Annotated in this window: 20 protein-coding genes; 3 read left to right on the plus strand and 17 right to left on the minus strand. The window is 73.4% G+C overall.

What is annotated here, in order from left to right; all coding sequences use genetic code 11:
• Positions 1-348: 348 nt before the first annotated feature.
• Positions 349-1116, minus strand: coding sequence for an alpha/beta hydrolase (locus AB0B97_RS10035; RefSeq protein WP_357492290.1), 768 nt, complete (start codon positions 1114-1116; stop codon positions 349-351).
• 59 nt (positions 1117-1175) lie between these two features.
• Here AB0B97_RS10035 and AB0B97_RS10040 point away from each other — a divergent pair, with 59 nt between their 5' ends.
• Entirely contained in the window at positions 1176-4217 is a 3042-nt protein-coding gene (locus AB0B97_RS10040) for a BTAD domain-containing putative transcriptional regulator (RefSeq protein WP_357492292.1), read from the plus strand.
• Between the two features lie 15 nt (positions 4218-4232).
• On the opposite strand, the gene AB0B97_RS10045 is transcribed toward AB0B97_RS10040, so the two are convergent.
• From AB0B97_RS10045 to AB0B97_RS10070, 6 genes are all read right to left on the minus strand, one after another.
• Positions 4233-4787 (minus strand): dihydrofolate reductase family protein, encoded by a 555-nt coding sequence (locus tag AB0B97_RS10045; protein ID WP_357410352.1) that lies wholly within the window; start codon positions 4785-4787, stop codon positions 4233-4235.
• A 119-nt stretch (positions 4788-4906) separates the two neighbouring features.
• Positions 4907-5440: a hypothetical protein gene (locus tag AB0B97_RS10050; protein ID WP_357492294.1), complete on the minus strand. Its 534-nt coding sequence runs from the start codon at positions 5438-5440 to the stop codon at positions 4907-4909.
• Positions 5441-5457: 17 nt separating this feature from the next.
• Positions 5458-7293, minus strand: coding sequence for a prolyl oligopeptidase family serine peptidase (locus tag AB0B97_RS10055; RefSeq protein ID WP_357492296.1), 1836 nt, complete (start codon positions 7291-7293; stop codon positions 5458-5460).
• Complete coding sequence (locus AB0B97_RS10060; RefSeq protein ID WP_234583762.1) at positions 7294-9072, minus strand: N-acetylglutaminylglutamine amidotransferase; 1779 nt, start codon at positions 9070-9072, stop codon at positions 7294-7296.
• 98 nt (positions 9073-9170) lie between these two features.
• Positions 9171-11840, minus strand: a complete 2670-nt coding sequence (locus tag AB0B97_RS10065) for a carboxylate--amine ligase/circularly permuted type 2 ATP-grasp protein (protein ID WP_357493416.1) — start codon at positions 11838-11840, stop codon at positions 9171-9173.
• Between the two features lie 163 nt (positions 11841-12003).
• A complete protein-coding gene (locus AB0B97_RS10070; RefSeq protein ID WP_357492298.1) occupies positions 12004-12564 on the minus strand; it encodes a DJ-1/PfpI family protein in 561 nt (186 codons plus the stop codon).
• A gap of 52 nt (positions 12565-12616) precedes the next feature.
• On the opposite strand from AB0B97_RS10070, the gene AB0B97_RS10075 reads away from it, so the two are divergent.
• Complete coding sequence (locus tag AB0B97_RS10075) at positions 12617-13561, plus strand: DJ-1/PfpI family protein (RefSeq protein WP_357492300.1); 945 nt, start codon at positions 12617-12619, stop codon at positions 13559-13561.
• Between the two features lie 91 nt (positions 13562-13652).
• Here the strand turns inward: AB0B97_RS10075 and AB0B97_RS10080 are convergent, their stop codons facing one another.
• The 7 genes from AB0B97_RS10080 to AB0B97_RS10110 all read right to left on the minus strand — a co-directional run bounded on the left by AB0B97_RS10080 (position 13653) and on the right by AB0B97_RS10110 (position 22086).
• Complete coding sequence (locus AB0B97_RS10080; protein WP_357492302.1) at positions 13653-14642, minus strand: phosphotransferase; 990 nt, start codon at positions 14640-14642, stop codon at positions 13653-13655.
• A gap of 272 nt (positions 14643-14914) precedes the next feature.
• Positions 14915-16348, minus strand: a complete 1434-nt coding sequence (locus tag AB0B97_RS10085; protein ID WP_357492304.1) for a cellulase family glycosylhydrolase — start codon at positions 16346-16348, stop codon at positions 14915-14917.
• A gap of 112 nt (positions 16349-16460) precedes the next feature.
• Complete coding sequence (locus AB0B97_RS10090; RefSeq protein WP_357492306.1) at positions 16461-17324, minus strand: hypothetical protein; 864 nt, start codon at positions 17322-17324, stop codon at positions 16461-16463.
• Positions 17325-17389: 65 nt separating this feature from the next.
• Positions 17390-18628, minus strand: coding sequence for a VWA-like domain-containing protein (locus AB0B97_RS10095; protein WP_357492308.1), 1239 nt, complete (start codon positions 18626-18628; stop codon positions 17390-17392).
• Positions 18625-19851 carry a MoxR family ATPase gene (locus tag AB0B97_RS10100; protein ID WP_357492310.1) on the minus strand — a complete coding sequence of 409 codons (1227 nt, stop codon included), beginning with the start codon at positions 19849-19851 and terminating at the stop codon, positions 18625-18627. The genes AB0B97_RS10095 and AB0B97_RS10100 overlap by 4 nt, the downstream gene beginning before the upstream one ends.
• Positions 19852-19893: 42 nt before the next feature.
• Positions 19894-21273 carry a hypothetical protein gene (locus AB0B97_RS10105; protein ID WP_357492312.1) on the minus strand — a complete coding sequence of 460 codons (1380 nt, stop codon included), beginning with the start codon at positions 21271-21273 and terminating at the stop codon, positions 19894-19896.
• 210 nt (positions 21274-21483) lie between these two features.
• On the minus strand, positions 21484-22086 hold the full coding sequence (locus AB0B97_RS10110; RefSeq protein WP_357492314.1) for a dihydrofolate reductase family protein: 603 nt from the start codon (positions 22084-22086) through the stop codon (positions 21484-21486).
• 166 nt (positions 22087-22252) lie between these two features.
• Here AB0B97_RS10110 and AB0B97_RS10115 point away from each other — a divergent pair, with 166 nt between their 5' ends.
• On the plus strand, positions 22253-23230 hold the full coding sequence (locus AB0B97_RS10115; protein ID WP_357492316.1) for an aldo/keto reductase: 978 nt from the start codon (positions 22253-22255) through the stop codon (positions 23228-23230).
• Here AB0B97_RS10115 and AB0B97_RS10120 read toward each other — a convergent pair.
• Genes AB0B97_RS10120 through AB0B97_RS10130 form a run of 3 tightly spaced genes read right to left on the minus strand, consistent with a single transcriptional unit; the run spans position 23224 to position 26296 of the window.
• Positions 23224-23994, minus strand: a complete 771-nt coding sequence (locus AB0B97_RS10120) for a DUF2071 domain-containing protein (RefSeq protein WP_357492318.1) — start codon at positions 23992-23994, stop codon at positions 23224-23226. The two genes, AB0B97_RS10115 and AB0B97_RS10120, sit on opposite strands and share 7 nt — an antisense overlap.
• A 14-nt stretch (positions 23995-24008) precedes the next feature.
• Positions 24009-25166 (minus strand): winged helix DNA-binding domain-containing protein, encoded by a 1158-nt coding sequence (locus tag AB0B97_RS10125; RefSeq protein ID WP_357492320.1) that lies wholly within the window; start codon positions 25164-25166, stop codon positions 24009-24011.
• Positions 25163-26296 carry an epoxide hydrolase gene (locus tag AB0B97_RS10130; protein WP_357492322.1) on the minus strand — a complete coding sequence of 378 codons (1134 nt, stop codon included), beginning with the start codon at positions 26294-26296 and terminating at the stop codon, positions 25163-25165. The genes AB0B97_RS10125 and AB0B97_RS10130 overlap by 4 nt, the downstream gene beginning before the upstream one ends.
• Positions 26297-26302: the final 6 nt, after the last annotated feature.

The raw sequence follows: 26302 nt of genomic DNA on the forward strand, positions 1-26302 counted from the left end.
CACGCGGCTTTCGCCCCTGATGTCACGGCAGCAGCTAGTGGATGGCACCTGCCCATCGCGCCCTTTGCTCTGCTTCAACCCGCGCAACACCGGGAGACCCAAACTGTTGCGTGGGTTGAAGCAGAGCAAAGGGGCGCGACCCGAACGTCCGCCGTCCTCCACTCTCCATCCCCAGATACCCCCCGCCGCAGCTGGCTGCGACTCCGACGCTCCCCCGAAGAGCGATAGCCCTCCCCGACCCGTCGATCATGGAGTTGTGGTGGTGCACGAGACAGACATTTGCCGCCAGAATGGCCACCACAAGTCCATGATCGACCTTGTGGGGCGGGGTGCGGAAGTGAGCGCGCTCTAGCGTTGCGAGCTGGCCTCGGTCAGGAACTCGTCGATCATCGGCGCCAGCCACTCGGCGCGCTGCGGGATCGTGGTGTGGGTGGTGCCCGGCAGGATGGCCAGCCGGCAGGCCGGCAGACCGGTCAGGTCGCCGGGCACCCCGCCCCCGAGCAGCCGGAACATCAGCACCGCGTGCTCGGGCTGGACGATGTCCGAGTCGGCCAGCACGATCATGGCGGGCGCGGCCAGGGCCTTGATCTGCTCGGGCGTCCAGCGCGGCAGGTTCGCGTCCAGCACCTTCATCTTGGTGACCAGGTTGGCCCAGCCCGCCGGGTCCGGCGCGGTGCGCAGGTACTCCTCGTGGAACTCCGAGCCGTGCAGGTGCTCCGGCCGCAGATCCTGGATCCCGTCGAGCAGCCCGGGGTGCAGGCCGTCGTCCTCGAAGCTCACCGAGGCGAGGACCAGCCGCCCGACCCGCTCGGCGTGGTCGGTGCCCAGGCGCAGCGCCACCGCAGCGCCCATGCTCCAGCCGAACACGTCCGCCCGCTCGGCACCCAGCCGGTCCAGCAACTCGACCACGTCGGCGGCGAAGTGCTCCACCGTCAGCGGACGGTCGACGTCCGGGGTGTGGCCGTGCGCCTGCAACTCCACGGCGATCACCCGCCGCGACTTCGCCAGCAACGGCAGGATCGTGCCGAACGAGGTGCCGATACCCGAGAGCGCGCCGTGGATGAGCACCAGCGGCCGGCCCTCGTCACTGCCGTGTGTCTCGTGATAGATCTCCATGCCCACACGGTGCGCCGGCCCGCTTACGGTCTGCTTCAGGTCGCCTTACCGGCGATAGGATGTCCGCCGTGCAGTTCGGGGTGCTCGGGCCGCTCGCCGTCACCACGGACGCCGGCGAGCCGGTGGTGGTGCCCGGCGCCAAGGTGCGCGCCCTCCTGGCCGACCTGCTGACCAACCGCAACCAGGTCGTCTCCGCCGACCGGCTCATCGACGACCTGTGGGGTGACGACTTCCCCGCCAACCCCGCCGGCGCCCTCCAGGTGCGGGTGTCGCAACTGCGCAAGGCGCTCAACGACGCCGAGCCGGGCGCCCGCGACCTGGTCGAGTCCCGCGCTCCCGGCTACCTGCTGCGGGCCTACACGGTCGACGCCGACCGGTTCGCCGAGCTGGCCCGGCACACCGACGTCGACGTGTTGACCGAGGCGCTCGGGCTGTGGCGGGGCGAGGCGTACGCCGACGTGGCCGACGCCGAGTTCGTCCGCGCCGAGGCGACCCGACTCGCCGAGCAGCGCCTCGCCGTGCACGAGCGGCTCGCCGAGGCCCGGGTGGCCCGGGGTGAGCACGACCTCGTCGCGGCCGACCTGGCCGAACTGGTCGCCCGACACCCGCTGCGCGAGGGCCTGCGGGCTGTGCACCTGCGCGCGCTGTACGCCGCCGGTCGCCAGTCCGAAGCGCTGGACAGCTACGCCGACCTGCGGGACCGGCTCGCCGACGAGCTGGGCCTCGACCCCGGCCCCGAACTGGTCGCCCTGCACCGCAGGATCCTCGAACAGGACGCCGGCCTGAGCGCGCCACCCAAGGCCGCGATCATCCGCAACAGCCTGCCGGCCCAGCTCGACGAGCTGGTCGGCCGGGCCGAGGCGCTGACCGAGCTGCGGACCCTGCTACCCGCGCAGCGCCTGGTCACGCTGATCGGGCCGGGCGGCGTCGGCAAGACCCGACTGGCCACCGAGAGCGCCCGCGCCCAGTCCTTTCCGGACGGCGTTCTGCTGGTCGAGCTGGCACCACTGCCGGCCGGCGACCCGGGCGTCGCCGAGCAGGTGCTCGGCGCGCTGGACGTGCGCGAGGCCGCCGGCACGAGCCTGTCGGCCACCGACCGACTCCTCGCGGCGCTGCGGTCGCGGCACCTGCTCCTGGTGCTGGACAACTGCGAACACGTCATCGAGCCGGTCGCCGCGCTGGTGGCCCGGCTGCTGCGCGACGCGCCCGGGGTGCGCGTGCTGGCCACCAGCCGGGAGCCGCTCGGCCTGACCGGGGAGCTGCTCTGGGAGGTACCCCCGCTGTCGTTGCCCTCGGACAGCGACCCGGACGCGGTCCGGCGCTCGGCGGCGGCCCGGCTGTTCGCCGCCCGCGCCGCCGCCCAGCACCGCGGCTTTCGTCTCGACGAGCACACCGCGGCGGCGGTCGCGCAGCTCTGCCGTCGCCTGGACGGCCTGCCGCTGGCGTTGGAGCTGGCCGCGACCCGCGTCCGCGCGCTCGGCCTGCGGGGTGTGGTGGACCGGCTCGACGACCGGTTCCGGCTGCTCACCACGCAGCAGCGTGACGTGCCGGCGCGACAGCGGACGCTGACCGCGGTGATCGGCTGGAGCTGGGACCTGCTCGACGACGGCGACCGCGCGGTGCTGGCCCGGCTCGCGGTGTTCGGCGACGGCTGCACCCCGGAGGCGGCCGAGGTCGTCTGCCGGACCGACCTCGACACACTGGCCCGCCTGGTGGACCGGTCGCTGGTGGTGCTGGACGACACCGGCGCCGGCCCCCGTTACCGGCTGCTCGAGTCGGTCGCCGCGTTCTGCCTGGACCACCTGAACGACGCCGACGACACCCGGGCGCGGCACGCCGCGTACTACACCGACCTGGCTGAGCAGGCCGACCCGCAGCTGCGCGGCCCCGAGCAGCAGCGGTGGCTGGCGCTGCTCGACGCGGAGACGGTGAACCTGCGCGCGGCGCTGGCGCACGGCGGCGGGTTACGGCTGGCCGTCGCGCTGAGCTGGTACTGGTACCTGCGGGGCCGGCTCACCGAGGCGCGGCGGGCCCTCGCGACGCCGGGCGACCCGACGCAGGAGAGCCGCGCCGCAGCCTGGCGGACCGGTTTCGCGCTGTTGCAGGGCGAGCAGATCCCAGCGGCCGAGGTGCGCGCCACCCTCGCGGGTGTCACCGACGCCCGAGCCGTCTGGTTCGCCGCGAACGCGGTGCTCGAGCGCAGCGACCTGCCGCTGGCGTCGGAGCTGCTGCCCACCGCCGCCACCGATCCGTGGACCGAGGCCGCGGTGCTCAGCTCCCGGGCCATGATCGCGCACGCCGGCGGTGACCTGGCCGCGTTGGAGAGCGCGGCGACGCGCAGCACCGCGCTGTTCGCCGAGGTGGACGACCGGTGGGGCCGCCTGCAGGCGAGCGACTGGGTGGGTGGGCTGGCCGAGATCCGCGGTGAGTACGAACGCGCGGCGGCCCTGCACCGCGAAGGGCTGCGCTGGGCCGAGGAGCTGGGGCTGTGGCCGCACGTGGGCGGCAAGCTGTCCTGGCTGGCCTGGCTCGCGGTGCAGACCCGCGACTACGCGCAGGCCCGGGAGCTGGCCGAGCGCGCGTACCAGCTGGCGGTGGAACAGGGCTCGCCGAGCGCGATCGTCTTCGCCGAGCTCGGCCTGGGCTTCGCCGCCCGCCGCGACGGCAAGCTCGACCTGGCCACCACCCACCTCACCCGCCTCGCCGAGAAGGGGCGCAGCGAGGCCCAGCCGGCGCTCTACCTGCCGATGGTCCTCGTCGAGCTGGGTTACGCCCTCGAGCAGAGCGGCGACCCCGCCGCCGCGCTGGCCCTGCACCTCGAGGCGTTCGACGTCGCCGAGGCGATGGCCACCGCACGCGATGCTCTCGGCCCACTGGAAGGGATGGCGTCGGCGGTGCGTTCGCCCGAGGTCGCGGCCCGGCTGCTCGGCGCCGCGGCCGCCGCCCGGCAGGCCGCCGGCACTCCGGCCGCGCCCGCCGAGCGCGACGACACCGACCGGGTGACCGAACGGGTGCTCGCCGCGCTCGGCCGGGAACGGTTCGACGCGCTGGCCGCCGAGGGCGCGAAGCTGAGCCCGGGCGAGGCCCGGGCCCAGCTCTGAGCGCCGCTCAGCAGCTCAGCTCGCCGACTTCGGCCGGTACGAGGCGATGATCACGCCGCTCTTGTGCACCCGGGTGTCGATCAGCTCGAACGTCGCCTTCACGTCGGTGAGCGGGGTGCTCAGGCTGGCGCCGCCCTCCAGCACCGGGTGGATCCAGAACCGGACCTCGTCGATCAGGCCCGCCTTGACCAGCTGCGCGGTGACCGAGCCGTAGCCGTACTGGACGATGTCCTTGCCGTCCTGGGCCTTGAGCTTCGCGACCGCCTCGACCAGGTCCCCCTGGAGCACCTCCGTGTTGTTCCAGGTGGGGTTGGTGAGGGTGGTCGAGGCGACGTACTTCTTGACGTTGTTGAAGAACGCGGCGCCGGTGCTCGGGTCGCTCTCGTCCATCGTCGGCCAGGCCTGGGAGAAGCCGTCGTAGGTGGCCCGGCCCATCAGCAGCGCGTCGGCGTCCTCGGTCTGCGAGCCGGCGAAGGCGGCGGCCTCCTCGTCGAAGTAGGGCGCGGTCCACATCGGGTTCTCGATGACGCCGTCGAGGGTGAGGTAGGTCGAGTTGATGAGCTTGCGCATCGGAATCTCCTGGGTGTGTGTCGTGTGCTCCGGTGACACCCAGAACTCTGCCGAACCCCGCTTACGATTCGCTTCAGGTCCCCTTGCGAGGGGCCGAAAGCGGGGCCGGAAGCGGGGCCTTAAAGCGGGTCGGTCAGCGGGATCGGCAGCGCCTGCGGGGCCGCCGTGCCGCCGCCTGACGAGTGCGCCGGCGCGGGCCGGTCGCCGGTGCGGCTGTGCAGACGTCCGCGCCCGGCCGGCCCGGCGCGGCGGGTCACCTCGACGATCACCATCCGCACCGGCGGTGGCGGCGCGGTGAAGCGGCCCACGCCCCAGCGCACCCAGATCGGGATCCGGCCGGCGCCGGCCTCGGCGGCGAGTTTCTGCACCGTACGCGCCCGGTCGGTGTGGTCGACCTCGATCACCACCGGTGGGCCGTCCGGTCGGGCGCACGCCACGTCGAGGACGGAGTGCCGCTGGTGCATGGGCGGCGGCAGCGGCACGACGCTGGGTGCGCGCCGGTAGACCCGCCAGCGGTGCTCCTGCCCCCACCGCGCCACCGCGTCGATGATCAGCGCGGTCACCTCGTCGACGTCCAGGTCGACGAAGGTCACGTCGGCCAGCCACCGGCCCAGGTCGGCGGCCAGCCGCTCACCCTGCGCCGTGACGTCCACCGGCGCAGGATAACGCCTCAGCCGAGGGTGGCCGCCGTCACGGCGAGGTGCCGGGTGAGCCAGGCGGTGGTGGCCGTACGCGCCGCCTCGGCGTTGTCGCGGGCCAGGAAGTCGTGCCCCTCCCCGGTGAGCACGAGGTGCCCGTGCGGGACGTCCCGCGCGGCGAGGGCCTGCGCCACCTGGGCCGACTCGCCGGCCGGCACGTTGGTGTCGTTGGCGCCGTGGATGAGCAGCAGCGGCACGTCGAGCTGGTCGATGCGGGTCATCGGGGACAGGTCCCGCAGCAGGTCGGCGTCGCGCACCGGGTCGCCGTACTTGCTGACGGCGGCGGCGGCGATCCACGGCTCGGTGCCGGCGTAGAACGTGCGGAAATCGGAGATGCCGCACTCGGCCACACCCGCGGCGAACAGCCCCGGGAAGTTCACCAGCACCGCGAGGACCAGGTAGCCGCCGTAGGAGCGGCCCAGGCAGCCGAGCCGGCCCGGGATCGCGACACCGCTGTCGATCAGGTGGTCGGCGCACGCCGCCACGTCGGCGATGGCCCCGTAGCGGCCGGCGAGGTTGTCGGCGGCGACGAAGGTGCGGCCGAAGCCCGACGAGCCCCGCACGTTGGGCGCGAACACGGCGACGCCCTGCGCGACGAGGGCCTGGAACAGCGGGTTGTAGCCGGGACGCTCCTGCGCCTCCGGGCCACCGTGCAGGCTGATCGCCGTCGGCCAGGGACCCGGGCCGGGCGGGCGGTACAGCCAGCCGGACAGCGGCAACCCGTCGCGGGCGCGCAGGTCGACGAGCTGCGGGGCGACACCGCTGTCCCCCGTACGGGCGGCGCCGGTGTCCGGCCGCAGCGGACGGGGTGTGCCGGTCACCGGGTCGACCAGCCAGACCTCCCGCGGCTGCACCGGCCCCTGCGCGGTGACGCAGAGCAGGCCGCCGTCGGCGGCGAAGACCGCGCCGTCGAGCACCTCGCCCGGGGCGGCGACGGCCCGCTGCACGCCGCTGGCGAGATCCAGCAGACTCAACTCGCTGCGCCCGCCGTAGGTGTTCCACGACAGCGCGGCGCGGCGCCGGTCGGCGCTGAGCGCGACGTGTTCCAGCTCGGCGTCCGGACGCGCCGCGAGCCGCGTCGGGGCCCGATCCGGGCGCGCGAGGTCGACGCGCACCAGTGCGGCCAGCTCCGCGAACGCGTCGGTACGCGCCAGCACGCTCGTCCCGTCGGGGCCGAACCAGCCCTGGTCGGTGCTGCCCCGACCGGTGTCCGGCAGCAGGCGTACCCGGTCGCCGGTGGCCACGTCCAGCAGTTCGAGCCAGCGGGCGTTTCGCGGACCGCGTCGCAGCAGGGCCGACCCGCCGTCCGGGCTGACGTCCAGGAGGGTGAGCAGGTCGCCCTCGGCGAGCACCCGCCGGTGCCCGCTGTCGGCGTCGACGAGCACTGCGGCACCCCGCTCGGCGGTCTCGGTGACCGCCAGCAGCGCGCCGCCGGGCAGCCAACCGGCCAGGGCGGCGCTGCGGCGGCCGAACCCGGCGACCTGGCGGCGCTGCGTGCCGTCGGGGCTCAGCACCCACAGCTCGGTGCGGGGGGCGCCGCCGGGCGCGACGACGCACGCCAGCCATCGCCCGTCCGGGGACCAGCTCACCGCCAGGACCGGTTCGTCGCCGCTGGGCAGCGCGACGGCCTCGCCCGCGTCGACGTCGCGGACCCAGACGGCAGGGGTTCCGGCCCGGTCGGACAGGTACGCCACCCGTCGGCCGTCCGGTGACGGCGCGGGCGCGAAGTCCTCGCCGGGAGGCGGGGCCACCGCCGGCCGGTGCCGTACGGGACGGACCCGGCGCGGCACCTCCATCCGTACGCTCATCTAAACCCCGATCCGCTGCAACCAGAGCTCCAGCAGCCCGAGCTGCCAGAGCGCGTTGGAGCCCAGCGTGGTCCGCCGGGCGTTCGGCGCCTCCAGCAACTCCTCCAGGTAGTCCTTGCGGAACAGGCCGCGCTCGCGCGCCGGTCGTGCGGTCAGCGCGTCCCGGACGTCGTCGAGCAGCGGGCCGGACAGGTGCCGGATCGCGGGCACCGGGAAGTAGCCCTTCGGCCGGTCGATCACCTCGTCGGGCACGATGCCCCGGCTCGCGGCCTTCAGCACGCCCTTGCCGCCCTGGGCGAGCTTGAGCGCCGGTGGGCAGGCGGCGGCCAGCTCGACGACCTCGTGGTCGAGGAACGGCACCCGGGCCTCCAGCCCCCACGCCATCGTCATGTTGTCGACCCGCTTGACCGGGTCGTCGACGAGCATCACCAGGCTGTCCTGGCGCAGCGCCGCGTCGAGCGCGGTGTCCGCGCCCGGCGTGCCGAAGTGGGCGGTGACGAACTCCAGGCTCGCGTCGTGGTCGAGCATCCACTCCGGCGCCAGGTGCCCGGCGAGCGCGTCGTGGCGACGATCGAAGAACACCCGGGCGTACGCCTCGACGGCGTCTGCGCGGGCCGCGTTGGCCATCGGCGGGTACCAGTCGTAGCCGGCGAAGATCTCGTCGGCGCCCTGCCCGGACTGCACCACTGTGATGCGCTGCGAGACCTCCTCGGAGAGCAGGTGGAACGCCACGCAGTCGTGGCTGACCATCGGCTCGCTCATCGCCGCGATGGCCTCGTGCACGGCCGGCACGAACCGGGCCGCGCCGATGCGGATCTGGTGGTGGTCGGTGTCGTACTCGCGGGCCACCAGATCGGAGTAGTGGAACTCGTCGCCGCTCTCCCCCGCAGCCGCCTCGAAGCCGATGCTGAAGGTGGCGAGGCCGGTCTGGCCCTGCTCGGCGAGCAGGGCGACGATCAGGCTGGAGTCCAGGCCGCCGGAGAGCAGCACACCGACCGGCACGTCGGCGACCATCCGCCGGCGTACGGCGGTGCGCAGCGCCGCCATGATCCGTTCCTGCCATTCCCCGGCGGACATGACCGGGGCGGCGGCGCGGGTGAACTCCGGCCGCCAGTAGACGGTGTCGGTGCTGCGGCCGTCGCCGGTGATCACCCGCACGGTGGCCGGGGGCAGCTTGCGGACGCCGGCCAGGATGGTGCGCGGTGGTGGCACCACCGAGTGGAAGCTCATGTAGTGGTGCAGCGCCACCGGGTCGAGGTCGGTGTCCACGTCACCGGCGGCGAGCAGCGCCGGCAGGGTCGAGGCGAAGCGGATCCGGCCGGGCGTCTCGGCCAGGTAGAGGGGCTTGATGCCGAGCCGGTCGCGGGCCAGCACCAGCGTGTTCGTGGCCATGTCGACAAGGGCGAACGCGAACATCCCGTAGAACCGCTCGACGCAGGCCGTCCCCCACCTGTGGTACGCCTTGAGGATCACCTCGGTGTCCGAGGTGGACCGGAAGGAGTAGCCGGCGGTGGTCAGCTCGTCGCGCAGCTCCCGGTAGTTGTAGATACACCCGTTGAAGACCAGGGCGAGGCCCAACTCGGGATCGACCATCGGCTGGGCGCCGGCGTCGGACAGGTCGATGATGCGCAGCCGGCGGTGCACCAGCGCCGCCGGGCCGTGCTGCCACCGTCCCTCGCCGTCCGGGCCGCGGGAGGACAGGACGGGCAGCATCCGTTCCAGCGCCGCCAGATCCGGTGGCGCCCCGTCGAGGCGGAATTCGCCTCCGATACCGCACATGGCACACACCTCTCATCGGCTCGGTCCGCTCGGGCCGCTGACCGGTCCAGGCTTGGCGGACCGGGTTGCGTCCCGATGTCATCTTCATCAAGCGTGAGTTACGCCGGGGGCTGATCGGTTCCGCCGAGCAGCCAGGTGTCCTTCGACCCGCCGCCCCGCGAGGAGTTGACGATCATGCTGCCGGCCGGCGCGACCCGGGTCAGCGCCACCGGGGCCACCTCGGCCGTCTCACCGAGGAACACGAAGGCCCGCAGGTCGACGTGACGCGGCGCGAGCGCCGTACCGTCGAAGACCGGGTGGGTGGTGAGAGCGACCACCTCCTGGGCGATCCACCGGTGCGGCGCGGCGAGGATCTGCTCCCGGACGGCGTCCAGCTCCTCGGCCTCGGCGCGGGGGCCGATCACCACGCGGTCGCCGCCGTACCCGTCGACAGGCTTGAGCACCAGCTCGTCGAGCCGGCCCAGCACCTCGGCCCGCTGCTCGGGCAGCCCGCACAGGTACGTCGGCACGTCGCCGAGCAGCGCCTTCTCCCCCAGGTAGTACTCGACGAGCCGGGGCACGTACGCATACAACGCCTTGTCGTCGCCGACGCCGTTGCCCAGCGCGTTGGCAAGCGTGAGCCGCCCGGCGTGCACCGCCGCCAGCAGCGGCCAGCCCAGCGGCACGCCGTCGGCGCCCGGGGCGTGCAGCAACGCGTCCTCGTCCATCCGCAGGTAGAGCACGTCGACCTGGCTGCGGCGGCCCTCGGAGACCAGATGGACGCGGCCGTCGGACACCAGCAGGTCGCCGCTCTCGGCCAGCGGCACGCCCATCTCGTCGGCGAGCAGCCGGTGCTCGAACCAGGCCGGGTCGCCCGGGCCGCTGCTGAGCACCACCACTGCGGGGTCGTCGGCGGCGGCGGGGGCGGCGGCGAGCAGCGCCCGGCGCAGCATCGCGGGTGTCTCGTCGGCGGGCAGCAGGTCGTCGGGCACCGGCAGCTCGGGCAGCACCGCACGGGTGAGCCGCCGGTTCTGCACGGCGTAACCGATGCCCGAGGGCACCCGGAGGTTGTCCTCCAGCACGTACCAGCCGCCGTCCGGGTCACGGACGAGATCGGTTCCGGACACCTGGGCCCGCGCGCCGCGCCGGCTCATCAACGCGCCGGTCGGACGCAGACCCGGCGAGGACTCCACCACCCAGGCCGGGACGACCCCGTCGGCGACCACCGCCCGGTCGGCGTACACGTCGCGCAGGAACGCGTCCAGCGCGCGGGCGCGCTGCACCAGGCCGGCGCGCAGCGCCCGCCAGTCGTCGGCGGGCACGACCCGGGGCACCAGGTCGACCGGGAAGAGCCGGGTGCTGGCCTCACCGGCCACGCTGAAGGTCACGCCCCGGGCGCGCTGCTCCTCGTCCCGGTCGTGCTCACGTTGGCGCAGGCCGGCGGCGCCGAGGGTGCGCAGGGCGGCGAGCAGCGGCCGGAACGTCGGCTCCGGCCCGTCCGGGCCGAAGACCTCGTCGCCCGCGTCGGCGTACGCGGACAGCGCGGGCGGTGGCGGCACACCGGGCAGGGGCGTACGCGCCGCCCGGCCCCGCGTCTCGTCGAGCAGCAGGTCGACCACGTCGGCCAGCCGGCCCCGCCGCTCGTACGCCCGTCGCTGCCGCGCCGCGGAGCTGCCGCGCTCCAGCGCGTACCGGGTCAGCTCGCGGACCTGCTCGGCGTCGCCTGTCGCCTCCAACTGCGGGCGCAGGTCGGTCACCAGGCGGCCGACCGCCTCGGCGGCCGGCACCGGCCGCGCCGAGCGGGGCAGGTCGAGCAGGTCGCCCTCCAGCCCGGAGCGGGCGGCCCGCCACACGGCGGCGCGCAGCACCGGCGGGCGGACGGCGGTGCGTTCTACTCCGGCGCGCAGGGCGGCTACCTCCCGGCGCACCAGCGCCCGGAACAGCCCGGTGAGCAGGACGATCGTCTCCACGTCGGCGTTGGCGTCGGTGATGCGCAGCTCCACGGTGGGCACGTGCGCGGACGGCCGGACATCGAAGTAGATCATGGCGGGGTCGGTGATGGTCTCCGAGGAGATCAGCTCGGCTACGAGGGCCTCGTGGTCGGCCGCGCTGGTCACCTCGCCCGGGTCGCCGGCCGTGGGCCAGCGTTGCCAGACCAGCGACCGGACGCTGGCGTAGCCGCTGTCCTGACCCATCCAGTACGGCGAGCTGGTGGACAGGGCGAGCAGCACCGGCAGCCACGGCTGCACCCGCCGGGTGACGGCCACCGCCAGGTCCCGGTCCGAGACACCGACGTGCACCTGCGCGCCGCAGATCAGCTGTTCCCGGGCGAGCATCTGGTACTCGTCGAGCATCCGTCGGTAGCGCGAGGTGGGGGTGACGCTCGGGTCGCCGTCGGCGCGCAGCGGCACCGTGCCGGCCGCCACGATGCCCAGTCCGGCCCGGTCGGCGACCTGGACCGCCGACTGGCGCAGCCGGGTCAGCTCGGCGCGGATCTCGTCCAGGGTGCGACAGACTTCGGTGTTGGTCTCCACCACGCTGCGGTGCAGTTCGGCGGTGAACGACGTGGCCGGCAGCCGGTCGAGCAGTTCCCCGGCCCGGGGCACCAGCTCCCGGGTGTGCAGGTCGACGACGTGGAACTCCTCCTCCACGCCGATGGTGGCGAGGTCGGCCGGGTCGTCGTGCACCGCCGTCGCCGGGGCGGGCCGGGGCGTGGGCGCGGCCCGGCCGTTGCCGGACCGGCCCACCGGCCCGTCGTACGTCGCCGCGTTCGTGGTGTTGTCGACCATGGTCACCCCGGTTCGCGTGTCGGTGGTCTCGACTGTCCGACGAGCGTTCCCAGGCTTGGTACCGGGAGCGTTTCCGGCGCGTTAAGGTGACGCGCCGTTCTACCGGCAGAGGGTCGACCATGCGGGTGGCCGCTGATCCTCTTCGGACACCGCGCCGCAAGCCTCAGGCGCGGGCGTATTCGATGGCGGTAGCGACCCGGTTGGCGGTGGCGGCGCCGAGTTCCCGTTCGGTGAGCCACAGTCCCAGATCGAGCCCGGCCGTGAGCGCGCCCGCCGTGACACGGTCGCCGTCGTCGACGACGCGCTCGTCGAGGACCGTCACGTCGTAGCCGCGCAGTTCGTCGTACGCGTTGCGGTTGGTGGTCGCCCGGCGGCCGGTCAGCAGGCCGGCAGCCGCGAGCAGCAGCGCGCCGGTGCACACCGACGCCATCCACCGCGTCGACGGCGCCAGCGCGGACAGCTTCGCCGCAAGCTCACCGCGCTGCGCCTGCGCCCAGGAGCCCTCGGCGGCCCGGTTGAGCCACCCGCCGCCGGGAACGATCACGCCGTCGGTCGGACCGAGCACGTCGGGAACCCGGAGCTCGACCCCACGCATGCTGGTGACCGGGCCGGGCCGCTCGACGGCGACCAGTCGCACGTCCAACCCGGCGATCGAGAGCACCTCGAAAGGCCCGAAGACGTCCAGTTCGTCGAAGCCGTCGAACACCACGATGTCAATTCGCACCCGGTCAGGATCACTCGCCGGCCAGGGGCTGACGAGTGGCATCCTTGCCATCATGCGTAAGAGTTCCGCCACGCATCGGGTCGCCGTTCTCGCTCTCCCCAGGGTCGTGGCCTTCGACCTGACCATCGCGACGCATGTCTTCGGCCACGAGGGTCACGGCCGGTACGCGACGACTGTGTGTTCGCTGGACGACGGTCAGGTCGTCACCACCACCGAGGGCCTGAACCTGACAGTCGCGGCGACGCTCGACGCCCTCGGCGACGCCGACACGGTGATCGTGCCCGGATTCCGCCGCGGCCCGGCACCGGCGCGCGCTCTCCAGGCGCTGCGACTGGCACACCGTCGCGGGGCGCGCATCGCGTCGATCTGCACCGGCGCGTTCGCGCTGGCTCAGGCCGGCCTGCTCGACGGCCGCCGCGCGACGACCCACTGGGTGCACGCCGAGGCGCTCGCCCGCGAACACCCCGGGGTGCTCGTGGACGCCAACGCCCTCTACGTCGACGAGGGCCAGGTGCTCACCAGCGCCGGACTCGCCGCGGGCCTCGACATGTGCCTCTACCTTGTCGGCCGCGACCATGGGCAGGCGGTCGCCATCGAGCGGGCCCGTCACATGGTCACCCCGCCGCACCGAGCGGGCGGCCAGGCGCAGTTCATCCCGGTCGCGGTGACGGGTGAGGGCGACGAACTGGCCGGGGTCACCGCCTGGGCGAGCAGCAACCTGCGGCAGCCGATCACCGTCGCGGACCTCGCGAGACAGGCGGTGATGTCCACCCGCACACTGCACCGGGCGTTCCAGAGCCGGTTCGGCATGGGTCCGCGGGCCTGGCTGATCCAGCAAAGGCTGCGCGCCGCCTGCACCCTGCTGGAGGACAACGGAATCAGCGTCGACGAGGTCGCCCGCCGCACCGGGCTGGGCACGGCCACCAACCTGCGTGCGCATTTCCAGCGGGCCTTCGCCACCACCCCCACCGCGTACCGGCGAGCCTTCACACCCTGAACTGACGCTCCGGGGTTGATTCTGGTGACCGGTAGGGGCGCGTGGTGCGGGACAGCCGGCCCGCGGCCAGCGCGGCGAGCAGCCCGCCGCCTTACTCTGCGGTTTCCTGGCTCAGCTGGCTCAGGACGGACGGTCCCCACCCGGTCGGGTCGTCGCCCGGCGGCACCATCGCCAGGGCCTGCCAGAGCAGAAGGATGTCCAACCAGCCCGCCTCGGCCGGGGTCAGCGGACGCTCGGACTGGTAGCTGGTAAGGAATTCCGCGCGAATCTCGGCCGACACCGGCCCCCAGTTGTGGTAGCGGGTGCCGAGCAGGACCGCCGCGCGGGCCAGCTCGACGATTCGGTGATCATGCTGGGCCTCCTCGAAGTCGAGGATCGCAGCGACCTCGCCGTGGGCCCACAAGATGTTGGCGGAGCGGAAATCGAAATGGACGAGTTGGCGGGGAAGCCGGTCGGGCGGCGCGCTGATGACCAGCCCGCGCAGCGTGTCACGAGCGGCCATCGGCAGATGGTCCGCGTGGGAGTCCAGCCAGTCGGTGACCCGGGCCGTCAACGGCGTGAACGCAACGGCGGGGGCGAGAAGCTGATCAGCGTCCGGGTATGCGGCCAGCGCGTCCTGCAACTGGGCGAGGACGACTCCGGCCGCCCGCACCTGGTGGAGATCCGTGGTGTCGAGGAGGTCGCCCACGACCTCGCGCTGCAGGCCCATCGAGACACCGTCGACCTCGACCTGGAGGCGGCCTTCTCGTGCGGGAACCGGCGCCGACACCGGCAGCCCTCGACGGTGGAGCCAGCACGTGAGACGCGCCGTCTCCATCAAACGCGGAAATCGCTCGCGCACCACCGACCATTTCGCGAGCAGTCGGCCGGACGGCACGCCGACCCACGCTATCGCGTTGCCCCCGCTCATGACTATTCGCTCGCAGGAGTCGATGCGAACGCCCCAGTGCTCCTTCAGCATCGCGGCGACCCAGCGGCCGGCCGACTCTGCATCACCGAAGCCGAACCGTTCGTCGAGCGCGTGGCGAGGGTCGTGCGGCTCCCACAGCATCTCCACCATCGGCGCCTGCGATTCGATCATGTGGCGTATCCGGTCACCGGGCCGGCGGATGCCGCTCGCCCGGCACCGGCGAAGGAACGGTCCCGACGACTGCATCGGATGACCCGCCACGGTTCGAGAGCTGTGTACCGCACAGGTATGAATATGACTGACAGGCATATCGCCCGCCAGAGCGACCGCCCCTGCGAGGGCCGCGCGTGGGTGATCGACACGTGATCGCCGATGTCGGGGCGTCCCGCTGGCTCGGACACCCCGACATCGGCGATCTGGAGTTGATCAAAAGCGCGGCCAGGTCACCTCATGTTGGCGACCACGAACGGCGCGTGGCCGTGCAGGTAGTTGTTCCACCCGCCGGTCACCGGTGCCCCGGGGCTGAGCAGGTTCGTGGTGTCGGTGCCGACGTCCAGCTTCCAGGCGGTCCAGGAGATGCCGTTCGCCTTCATCCAGTCGATCCAGGACTGCGCCTCCGGCAGGCAGGCCCGGCCGTCGAGGCCGCCGTCGGCGTTGCTGGCACCCCACTCGGTGACGAACAACGCGAGCCCCGCCCGGATCGCCGCGTCGCCCTTGGCGCGCAGTGACCCGCCGTGCGTACACGAATAGAAGTGCAGCGTGTACATGAGGTTGGTGCCGGAGACCGGGCTGGCCGCCGCGGCGTCCACGTCCTGCGACCACGTCGGTGTGCCGAGCACGACGATGTTGTCCGGGTCGGCGGCGCGGATCGCGGACACGACCGCCTGGTGGTACGGCTTGATGACGCCGGTCCAGCTGAGCTGCAACGGCTCGTTCCACGTCTCCCAGATCACGTTGGGCAGGTGACCGTAGCGGCGGGCCAGGTCACCGAAGAACGCCACCGCCTGGGACTGGTTGTTCTGCGCCTCGTGCGCGTGCCAGTCGACGATCACGTACACCCCGGCGGTGACCGCGTTGTTGATGATCGTCTCCACCTGCGCCCGCGCCCGGCCCGGGTCACTCAGGTACGCCCCGGCCGGTTCCACGCCCATCGCCGCCCGGATCACCTGGAGGTTCCAGTTGTCGCGCATCCAGGTCAGCGCGGACAGGTTCTCGGCGTACGGGGCGGTCTCCCAGTTGAGCCACATGCTGCTGACGCCACGCAGCTGCACCCGCGCGCCGTTCTTGTCGCACATCGTCGTGCCGCAGACCCGCAGTTGCCCGTACCGCTGCACCGGCGTGCCGGTCGTCGGCGGCGGAGTGGTCGGGGGCGGGGTCGTCGGGGGCGGGGTCGTCGGCGGCGGGGTCGTCGGCGGCGGAGTGGTCGGGGGCGGAGTCGTCGGCGGCGCGGTGGTGGGCGGCGGCGGCGTCGTGGGCGGCGTGCCGCCGGTGCAGGACACGCCGTTGCCGTTGACGGTGCAGTTCACCGGAGTTCCGGAGCCGTTGACGAGAAAGCCGAACGACGTCGAGGCGCCGGCCCCGAGAGTGCCGTTCCACGACACGTTGCTGAAGGTGTAGTGGTTGCCCGAGGTCACCTGCTGGGCGTTCCACGACTGGCTGATGCTCGTGCCGGCCGGCAGGTCGAACTCGACCCGCCAACTGCTGATCGGCGCGGAGGTGTCGTTGGTGACCGTGACCTGGCCCTGATAGCCACTGCCCCAGCTGTTGGTCACGGAGAACACGACAGTCGCCGCGCTGGCCGGCGTGGCGATCATCGCCACCGCGCCGGCGAGCAGGCCGGCGACGGCCAGCGACGTGACAAGTCTCAGTGTGCGCATGCGGAACCCGCTTCTCTTCGACGGTGATGGTCCGAGGCGGGGCGGCGCCTTCACGCAGGGTATCGATCAACGACGATGCCGTGCAAGCCGGGGCGCGCGGATGCCCGGTACGTCAACCCCGCCGCCAGCCCCACCGCCGCGCACCGGTAGCTCCTCCCGACCCACCCTTCTCCCGGGCCAGCATCTCGGCCGCGACCCGCAGCTTCTGGGCGGGCTCCGCGGCGGCCGGGCCCAGCGTCTCCACGAAGCGGTTGCCCATCGCCAGCACCATTGCCGCCCGGTCGAGGTCGCCGATCAGCACGAGGCACTGGGCGTACACCCCGTAGGTGTTGGCCATCTCCCAGAAGGTCAGCGGACGCGCCAGGTCGAGCAGCCCCTGGCGCAGCTCGCAGGCCCGCGACGCCGCCAGCGCCGCCTCCTGGGCGCCGGCGCCCGACGACGGCCGGGTGAGATGCCGGTGCAGCAGCGCCGTCGCCTGGTTGTGGTAGGCGGTGCCCATCGCCTCGCGGGTGCGGGGCCCGGCGGACGGCGGATTCCCAGCGCAGGTCAGACCCACGGTCACGGCCCGTTCCAGCAGGTCCCGGCGCGTGGCGGGCTGACCGGCGGCGAACGAGACCTCGGCCAGGTCCACCAGCGCGGTGATCAGCTCGGCGAGGGCGTCGTCCCGGGGTGCGGCAGCCACGTTCCCGCCCTCGGCCGCCACGGCGTCGTACACCCGCTCGAAGACGACCACCGCCTCACCGCCGGGGGCCATCCCGTCGGCGGCCCTGCCGCGCGCCGAGAGCAGCATGCCGTGCCGCCACAGCGCCCGCGCCAACTGCTGCTGGTCCTCGCGGACCCCACCGGGACCGCGCACCGCCTCCCGGTACGCATCGATCACCCGGACCCACAACCGGTCCGCCTCCGCCCAGGTCTCCTGTCGCGCCGAACGCTCCCGCGCCTGCTCGAACAACCGTCGCCGCTCGTCCGGTCCCATCGCGCGCACCGCCTTTCGTGGTCGCCCCCAGCCCACACCGCCAAAAGCAGTGAGACTCGTCGATTCTAGGTCGCCCCGACGGTCACCACCCGCGCCCACTGCGGCGGCGCGTTCGGTACGCGGTCCACCTCCTCGCTCCACGACGCCCGGCGACGAGGGAACAGGCCGACCACCGTCCGCGACGTCGGGCGGGCCGACGGCCAGGGCGTCTGCCCGTCGGTCAACGCCACGATGACGTCCGGTCGAGGGCGTGCCCGCAGCGCCCGGGCGAAGCCGCTGCGCAGGTCGGTGCCGCCGCCACCGATCAGCGGGATCTCCTGCGCGCGGCACAGCGGGTGCACGACCCGGGCCGCGGCGTCGCACGGCAGGACGCTCACCAGGTCGCGCCGGCCGCCCAGGGCCCGGGCGATGGCCGCCACCTCCAGCAACGCACTGCCCAGTTCGGCGTCGCTGACCGACCCGGACGTGTCGACGATGACGCAGACCGTCGGAGGTCGACGACGCAGGCTGGGCAGGATCACACCGGGCAGGCTGGCGGACCGCCGGGACGGCCGCCCGTACGTGTGGTCCGCGCCGACCCCGGCGGCCACCGCCGCGGAGCGGATCGCCGCGCCCAGCAGGTCCCGCCACGGCTGCGGCGGGTGAAACGCCTGCTCCGCCCACCGCCGCCACCCTCCGGGAACGGAACCGGGGTGTCCGTTGATGCCTTCGGCCACCCGGTGCCGCACCGCGTCCCGCTCCTGCTCGCTGAGGCTGTGCGCGCCGTCCGGCCCCAGATCCCACCGCCGGTCCAGGCCGTCCGCGCCGCTGCCGCAGTCCAACCAGACCAGATCCTGCGTACGCGGCCCCAGCCCGAACTGGCGCAGGTAGTCCTCCATCAGCTCCCCCGGGTTGAGCCCGAGCGACGCCGGCTCGACGGCGCCCTCGGGCATGGTCAGCCCGTCACCGAACGCGTCGTCGTTGATCTCGCAGTCCGCGGCGATGTTCATCCGCAGCCGCTCCCCCGGGCCGGTCAGCCCCCGGGCCCGGGCGACCCGGTCACCCCGGCCGTGGTGGTCGCGCAGCAGATGCGACACCTCGTGCACCCACACCCCGGCCAGCTCCTCCAGGGGAGTGCGGTCCACGAACGCGGGCGAGACGTAGCAGCGCCAGTACCGGTCCACCGCCATCGTCGGCACCTGCGAGGACGCCACCGGGTGCAGGGCGAACAACGCCGTCGCCAGGTAGGGCCGCGCGCGGGCGGCGTGCAGCCGGGCCGCGTACAGCTTGTCGACGTCCAGCCCCAACGTGCTCGGGGCGCTCACCGTCGCACCCCGGCGGCCGCCGCGACGCGCGCTGCTGCCTGGTCGGCCCGCCGGGACAGCGACACCGCCCCGCCGAGGCGTTCGATCGTGTCCGGGACGTCCCAGTCCTCGCGGCGCAGCGTGGCGAGGGTGGTCGCGGGAACCACGACCAGATCCGGCGCACCGGTCTCCACAGCCCGGGCCAACAGCGCCCAAGCCGCGTCCCAGCGCGACCGTTCCGGGCGGTTGCGGACCACCGCCACGACGGCGTCCAGCACCGCCTGGCGCAGATCACCCCGTTCGGGCAGTACGGCCACCGCCGGGTCGGCCAGCAGGTCCTCCGGATCGGGAAGGTCCATCCGGTCCATGCTGGCCAGCAGCTCCAGCCCCGGACCGTCGCCGACCGTGCCCCGCACCAGCGTGGACAGCACCTCGCGGGACACGCCGGCCGCGCTCGCGAACGCGGTCAGCCGCAGCGCCATCTCCCAACTGCGCGGCGACGGCCACGGCCCACCCCGGGCGACGTCGGTGGTGGGCAGCCGGTGCACGAGATCCGGGCGGACCGCCAGCAGTCCGCACACCGCGCGGCGGGCGAAGGCGACGGCCTCGGGCAGCAGCGCCGGGTCGAGCCGGGGCAACGCCGCGCGGGGCCACGTGCCGCCGAGTCCGCGTACGACGACCTCGTGGTCATGCCTCCACTGGAGGTGGACGAAGCGGTTGGCCAGCGGCGGGCTCAGTTCCCATCCGTCGGCCGCCGACGAGCGGGGATTTGCGGCGGCGACGATCCGTACGCCGGGCGGCAGCCGCAGGGCACCGACGCGGCGTTCCAGCACGAGGCGCAGTAGGGCGGCCTGAACGGCGGGCGGGGCGGTGGACAGTTCGTCGAGGAACAGGAGCCCTCGACCGGCCCGCACCAGGCGCACGGCCCAGTCCGGTGGGGCCATCGGGACGCCCTGGGTCGCCGGGTCGGCGCCGATGATCGGCAGTCCCGAGAAGTCGGACGGTTCGTGGACGCTCGCGACGACGGTGGTCAGGGGCAGGTCCAGGGTGGTGGCGAGGTGGGTGAGCGCCGCCGTCTTGCCGATACCGGGCTCACCCCACAGGAGTACGGGCAGGTCGGCGGCCACGGTCAGGGTCAGGGCCGCCAACTGGTCGTCGGAACGGGGTTCGGTGGTGGTCGCGCCGAGCAGGGAGAGCAGATCTCCGGCGACGTCGAGCTGAGGACTGGTTGCAGACATGGTCATCACCTGTGAGTTCGTGGTGGGTGAAGTGCTGGCGTACCGCGGTCAGCGGGGTGTCGCGTGCCGCGCGCGCCGGCGGCGCGCGCCGACGCGGCGGGGTTCCGCGGCGGTGGGGCCCGGCTCGGCCCCGATCAGGCCGGCCCGGAACAGGCCGTGGGTGATCCGCCGCTGTGCGGCGGTCTCGAGTTCGTCGCGCAGGGCGCCGTCCCGCAACAGCGCCCGGGGGCCTAGCAGCGCCTCCACGGTGGCCAGCGCCCCGGCGGTGTCCCCGTGGTCCAGGCGAGCCCGCACGTCGGGCAGGCACTCCGGCTGTCGATGCGCGTCGTCGATCGCCCGAAGGCAGGGCAGCGGCGACCCGGTGAGCGCCGCCAGCAACTCCTCCCGGCGGATCTCCGCCGCGTCGTGATCCAGCGCGGTGAGCACGCCGTCGACCAGGCCGATGCGATGGTGGGCGCCCCGGCACAGCACCACGCGCGGCAGCGCGGCGCGGTCCGGCGTGGCCGGGGCGCTCGGGGCGCTCAGCACCTGATGCTCGGGCACCAGGGCCGATGCGATCAGCGGATGCAGCCGATCCGCCTCGATCAGCCCGGCACGCAGCAGCGCCAGGTCGGGCAGCACCCACGTCGCCGCGTCGGGCAGCACCGGCAGGCGCCCGTCGCCCGATCTGAAGGCCCGGGCCGAAGGCGGCCCGTCGTGCCCGCCCGGTGTCACCTCAAGGACCAGCCGACGTCCGCCGCCGAGCCGCACCGCGACAGCTCCGCCGGTACGCTCCTCGGCGCGCAGCAGGAGCGCGGCCTCGGCCGCCCATCGGTCCGTCGCGTGCCCGGACGCCTGCGCCGCGTCTGCCCACTCGGGGACGACGGAGGGTGGGGTGTCCCACGGCAGCAGGTCCGCACCGGATCGGGTCCGCAACTCGCCCGCCCGACGCGCGTCCCACAGGTGGCGGTGCAGGTCGAGCCGGAATCGCCGGTCGGGGTGGGGATGGGCGCCGGGCCCGTCGCGCGTCCCGTCCCACAGCCCGAGGCTGATCCGCTGCCCGGCGTCGGCCCACGCCGGTGGTGTCCGGGCCACCAGGTGTACCGCGCCGCCGTCGGGCAGCTCCTGGCCGTACCGGGCCAGCGGGACGATCAGGCTCGGGCGCAGCAGACCGTCGGGAGCGGTCCTCGGCAGATGCCAGCGCAGCAGATCCGGGGCCAGCTGACGAAGGTCGGCCCGGACTCGGGCCGCCAACTCCCGCCCGTGGCGGCCGGCCACGGCACGCAGGTTGATGTCGGGGTCGACGCGGGCGGCGGCGCATGCCCCGGCCCAGTCACCGACCAGACGCCGAGCGGTCGCACGCTCGATCATGGACGGCGGTACGGCGAACTCGCGCACGCACCGCCAGAAGGACAGTCGAGAATCCGCATTCGCGGTCCGGGAGCGCATCAGCACTCACCGTTCGCGGATCGGACCCCCAATCTGACGAGAGAGGAAGTGATCATCACGCCGGAGCATACCGCCGGGACGCCGGCTCCGCCATGGCCGCACCGCCATCGTCACTGGGTGGCGACGCCCCAGCACGCCACACCAATTCCGGTCACGCTCGACGCCGGCGTACGGTGCGGGGCCGGCCCAGGCCGGCCGGCCCCGAGGTGGTCAGGCCGCCGGGCGTACGCGGTAGGCCAGGTGCGTGACGCCGTCGCCCTCGACGACGCGGAAGGGGCCGTCGAGTTGCAGTGGCGCGATCGTCAGGCCGGCGAAGAACGGTATGCCGGCGCCGAGCACGACCGGGACGAGGTCGACGTGCACCTCGTCGAGCAGGCCAGCCTCGACGACCTGGGCCGCGATGGTGCCGCCGTTGACGCCGACCTCCTTGGCACCGGCGAGCGCCTTCGCACGGTCGATGGCGCTGACGATGCCGTCGGTGACGAAGACGAAGGAGTCGTTCTCCGGCTCCCAGCCCTGCGGCACGGTGTGCGTGACGACCACGACGGGCACATCCATCGGGTGCCGGCCGCCCCACCCGCCGGTCATGTCGAACAGCCGACGGCCGACGACCAACGCGCCGGTACGTGCGGTGAGGTCCCGCAGGTGGCGGGCGCTCGCGGCGGACGTCCGGAACGTCATCTCGGGGTTGGCCGTGGGCGTCTCGACGGCGCCGCTGCCGTACCACTGGAAGAGGTGCTCGAAGCCGCCGTGGGAGGCGTCCGCGATGTAGCCGTCCAACGACATCGTCGCCCCGGTCGTCACCTTCGTCATCGGTCCACTCCTTGGTCTGTGCGGTGTCAGCCTGCCGGTCGTGCCCGGCCCTCACCCCGTGGTCGAAGCAGGCGCTGCCGTCCTCGACATGCCCGCCGAACTCTTTCCGACCGGGTTGGACGGCCGCCGGATGCCGCCGGGCGGCAGCGGTCGTAGCGTGGTGCCCATGAGAACCACCACGCTGGGCAGCGCAGGGCCCGAGGTCGGCGTCATCGGTCTCGGGTGCATGGGCATGAGCCACGGATACGACATCACCGGCCCCCGCGACGACGACACCTCGATCTCGGTGATCCGCCAGGCGCTGGACCTGGGCGCCACGCTGATCGACACGTCCGACGTGTACGGGCCGTACACCAACGAGGAACTGGTCGGCCGGGCGCTGGCCGACGGCCACCGGGAGCGGGCCGTCCTGGCGACCAAGGTCGGGCTGGTGGCCACGTCCCTGACCGGAGGCCCCGGCAACTCACCGAAGATCGGCAACAACGGCCGGCCGGAGCACATCCGCACGGCGATCGACGACAGCCTGCGCCGCCTCGACACCGACCATGTCGACCTCTACCAGCTGCACCGCGTCGACCCCGAGGTGCCGATCGAGGAGTCCTGGGGCGCGATGGCGGAGGTCGTCGCGGCGGGCAAGGCGCGGCAGATCGGCCTGTCCGAGGTAACCGTGGACCAGATCGCGCGGGCCCAGGCCGTGCACCCGGTGGCGTCGGTGCAGTCCGAGTTGTCGCTGTGGACCCGGGACCCGCTTGCCGAGGTTCTGCCGTACTGCGTCGCGCACGGCATCGCCTTCCTGCCGTTCTCCCCGCTGGGCCGGGGCTTTCTGACCGGCCGGTTCTCGTCGTTCGACGACCTGCCGGCCGACGACTTCCGACGCGGCCTGCCGCGCTTCCAACAGGACGCGCTGCGGGCCAACCTGGCCATCGTCGCCCGGGTCCGGGAGATCGCCGACCGGGCCGGCGTCACTCCCGCGCAGGTCGCGCTGGCGTGGGTGGTCGCCCAGGGCGACCGGGTCATCCCGATCCCCGGCACCAAGACACCGAAGTACCTGGTGGACAACTGCGCGGCCGGCGACGTGCGGCTCGGCGCCGAGGACCTGGCCGACCTCGACGCGCTGCCCGCACCCGAGGGCGGGCGCTACTGAGCATCCGGCGGCCCGGCGCTCCAACCGGGCCGCCGGGCCGTCACGGGCGGGCCGAACCGCACCCCGACACCTGGCGAGTAGAGCACGCTGACCGGCGGTCCGACAGGTGCCGGCAGCCCGGCGGCGGCGACCAACCCGTCGTCCAGATGCAGCAGCTCGGCCCGGTGCAGCGGCCAGCGGGGATGCCAGTTCGGCAGGTGCAGCGTGCGACCGTACGCCCGGGTGTGCAGCCCCCACCGGGCGGTGAGGAAGTGGTCCAGGGGGGTGGGGTCGGCGATCGGCTCCCCCACCCGGACCGCCATCCGGCTCGTCGTACCCGCAGGACCGGGCCAGCGACGCCGGCAGCGGTAGGTGAGTCGGTCGCCGTCGCGGTCCAACCGCATCGACGACCAGAGGTACGGCAGACGCAGCGTCGCCTGTGCCACCAGCACCGGCACCAGGCGGGACGCGTCGAGCGAGCGGAACACGACCGCCCGTCGGCCGGTGTCGTCGACCGAGTAGAGCCGGACGTTCGTCTCGGCGAACGTGCCGAAGTACGGCACCCCCGGGCCGCGACCGAAGCCCAGCCCGACCATCCGGAAGCCGATCAGCCCGACGAAGCTCACGCCGTCCAGCGTGTCCGGACGAGTGCCGGGGGGCAGCAGCGGCGCGACGAGTTCCGGAGCGACAGCCCAGTGCAGGAAGGTGAGGTCCTCCCAGCGCTGCCGCAGGACCGTCGGGACGAACGTTCGGCGGGGCGCGTCGTCGACCGGTTCGATGTCCACCCCCTCATCCTGACTCAGGCGTGCGGACCGACACGCACCGTCCCGACGGTCAGTGCGGCGTCCCCCTCCAGGATGTGGCCGACCCGCTCGATCTCCACGGCCAACTCTCGCCGCCGACGGGCGTCGAGGGCCCGCAGCGGCTCGACCGTGACGCGGGTGGTGCGGCCGGAGCGGCGTTGGTGCCACACTCCGGCGACTATCCCGTCCACCAGGAGCACGGGATAGTTACCCGCCTGTCCACCGGCCAACGCCCGCTCGGCGGCCGCACCGGGATAGAGCCGGTCGCGCGGATGACAGCCGACCACGTACGCGTCGAAGTAGGGCAGTAACCGCAACCCGGACGGCGGGTCGTCCGGAAAGTCGGTGTCGTCGGCGGCCACCCACGCGGGCGTGCCCTCGACCGTCACCTCGGTCAGGTCCAGCAGGGTGAACAGCCATGTCGCCCAGGGCCGGGGCGCCGACAGCCACTGGGCGAACTGGGCCGGCGTGGCCGGACCGTACGCGTACAGGTAGCGACGCACGAGGTCGGCCAGCGCGGCCCGGCCGGCCATCGGGGCGAACCCGGGTAGCCAGCGGTTCGGGCTGGTGTACGTGGCGGCGCGGCCCCGGTTCGGGCCGAAGCAGACGATTCCGCTGCGGGTTGCCTGCCCCATCGCCGCGAACCATCGGGGCCACCTGTCCTGGAATGCCTCCATGACCCGTTCGCCCGCCCACTCGCCGGTGCGGGCGACGACCTCCTCGGTCAGCTCGGCGGTGGTCAGCTCGGCCTCGGCCAGCGCCTCGGCGATGGCCGCGAGGACCCGCTCGGTCTGCCGGGGAGTCAACAGGGCCACACTCCGCTCCCGGGGCGCAATGGGCATCGCGCTCAGCGCGCCGGTCCACATCGGCAGGTCCGCGGCGGCGAGCAGGTGCACGGTCCCGCGTGGTCCACGGGTCTTGACCACTGTGCGGTCCCGCCAGAGCGCCTGGCGCACCAGGGCCCGGGTGGCGCCGGGGGCGCGGAGCCCGACGGACAGTTCGGCGGCGGAGGCGACCTGGGCGTGCGCGCCACACATCACGGACACCACGTCGGCGACGCGGTCGACGTCCGGCGTGGTGTCCGGTGTCGGAGTCGTGAGCCGGTGCCGCGCCAGACGCCGGGCGGCCACCTGCGCCCAGCTCAGGTCGGTCATCGCAGGCTCGCGAAGAAGGCGCGGATGTCCGCCGCGTGCGCCGACGGCTCGTCCATCGCCACGAAGTGGCTGCCCGGGTTGCCCTGCGGCCAGTGCACGATGGTGTTGTCCCGTGCGGCGAGGCGGCGCATCAGCGCGGTCCCGCCGCCGTAGACGCCCGACGGCACCCGCCGTTGACCCCGGGGCCAGGCGAAACCGCCGTCGTCGGCGAGGGTGAGCCGCTCGTACATCGGCCACGAGGAGGTTCCCGAGGTGCCGGTGAACCAGTAGAGGCTCACGTTGGTGAGCAGATGGTCCCGGTCGATGGCCTGCTCGGGTGTCGGTACCGTCATGGTGAACTCCTTGAACTTCTGCATCATCCAGGCCAGCAGCCCGACCGGCGAATCGGTCCAGGCGTACGCGACGGTCTGTGGCGCGGCCCGCAGCAGGGCGTGGTGGTCCACCCCACCGCTCATCCACCGCTGCATCTGTTCCCACTCGGCGCGTTCCGCCTCGCTCAGGTCGGGCTCGTCGGCGGCGGTCGGAAAGCCGAATCCGCCGTCGATGTGCACGCCCACCACGCGCTCCGGCGCCACCGCCGCCACCCGGGGCGCGACGTACGCGCCGAGGTCGCCGCCCTGGGTGCCGTAGCGGTCGTAGCCGAGGCGGGCCATCAGCTCGGCCCACATCGAGGCGAGCCGGTCGATCGTGAACCCGGCCGGTGGCGCCTGCGAGAAACCGAAGCCGGGCACCGACGGCACCACCACGTGGAACGCCTGCGCGGGGTCACCGCCGTGGGCACGCGGGTCGGTCAACGGGCCGATCAGCTCGGTGAACTCGACCACCGAGTTGGGCCAGCCGTGCGTCAGCAGCAGCGGCAGCGCGTCGGGTTCCGGCGAGCGTACGTGCAGCAGGTGCACGTCCAGGCCGTCGATCTCGGTGACGAACTGGGGAAAGTCGTTCAGGCGCGCTTCGTGCGCCCGCCAGTCGTAACCGTGTGCCCAGTGCCCGGTCAGCTCGCGGAGGTAGTCCACCGGCACCCCTCGGTCCCAGCCGGCGCCGGGCAGCGGGCGGGGCCACCGAGTGCGGGCGAGCCGCTCGCGCAGGTCGTCGAGGTCGGACTCGGGAATGTCGATGCGAAACGGCGTCATGCCGGG

Source organism: Micromonospora sp. NPDC049004, from assembly GCF_040649315.1.
Classification (GTDB): domain Bacteria; phylum Actinomycetota; class Actinomycetes; order Mycobacteriales; family Micromonosporaceae; genus Micromonospora.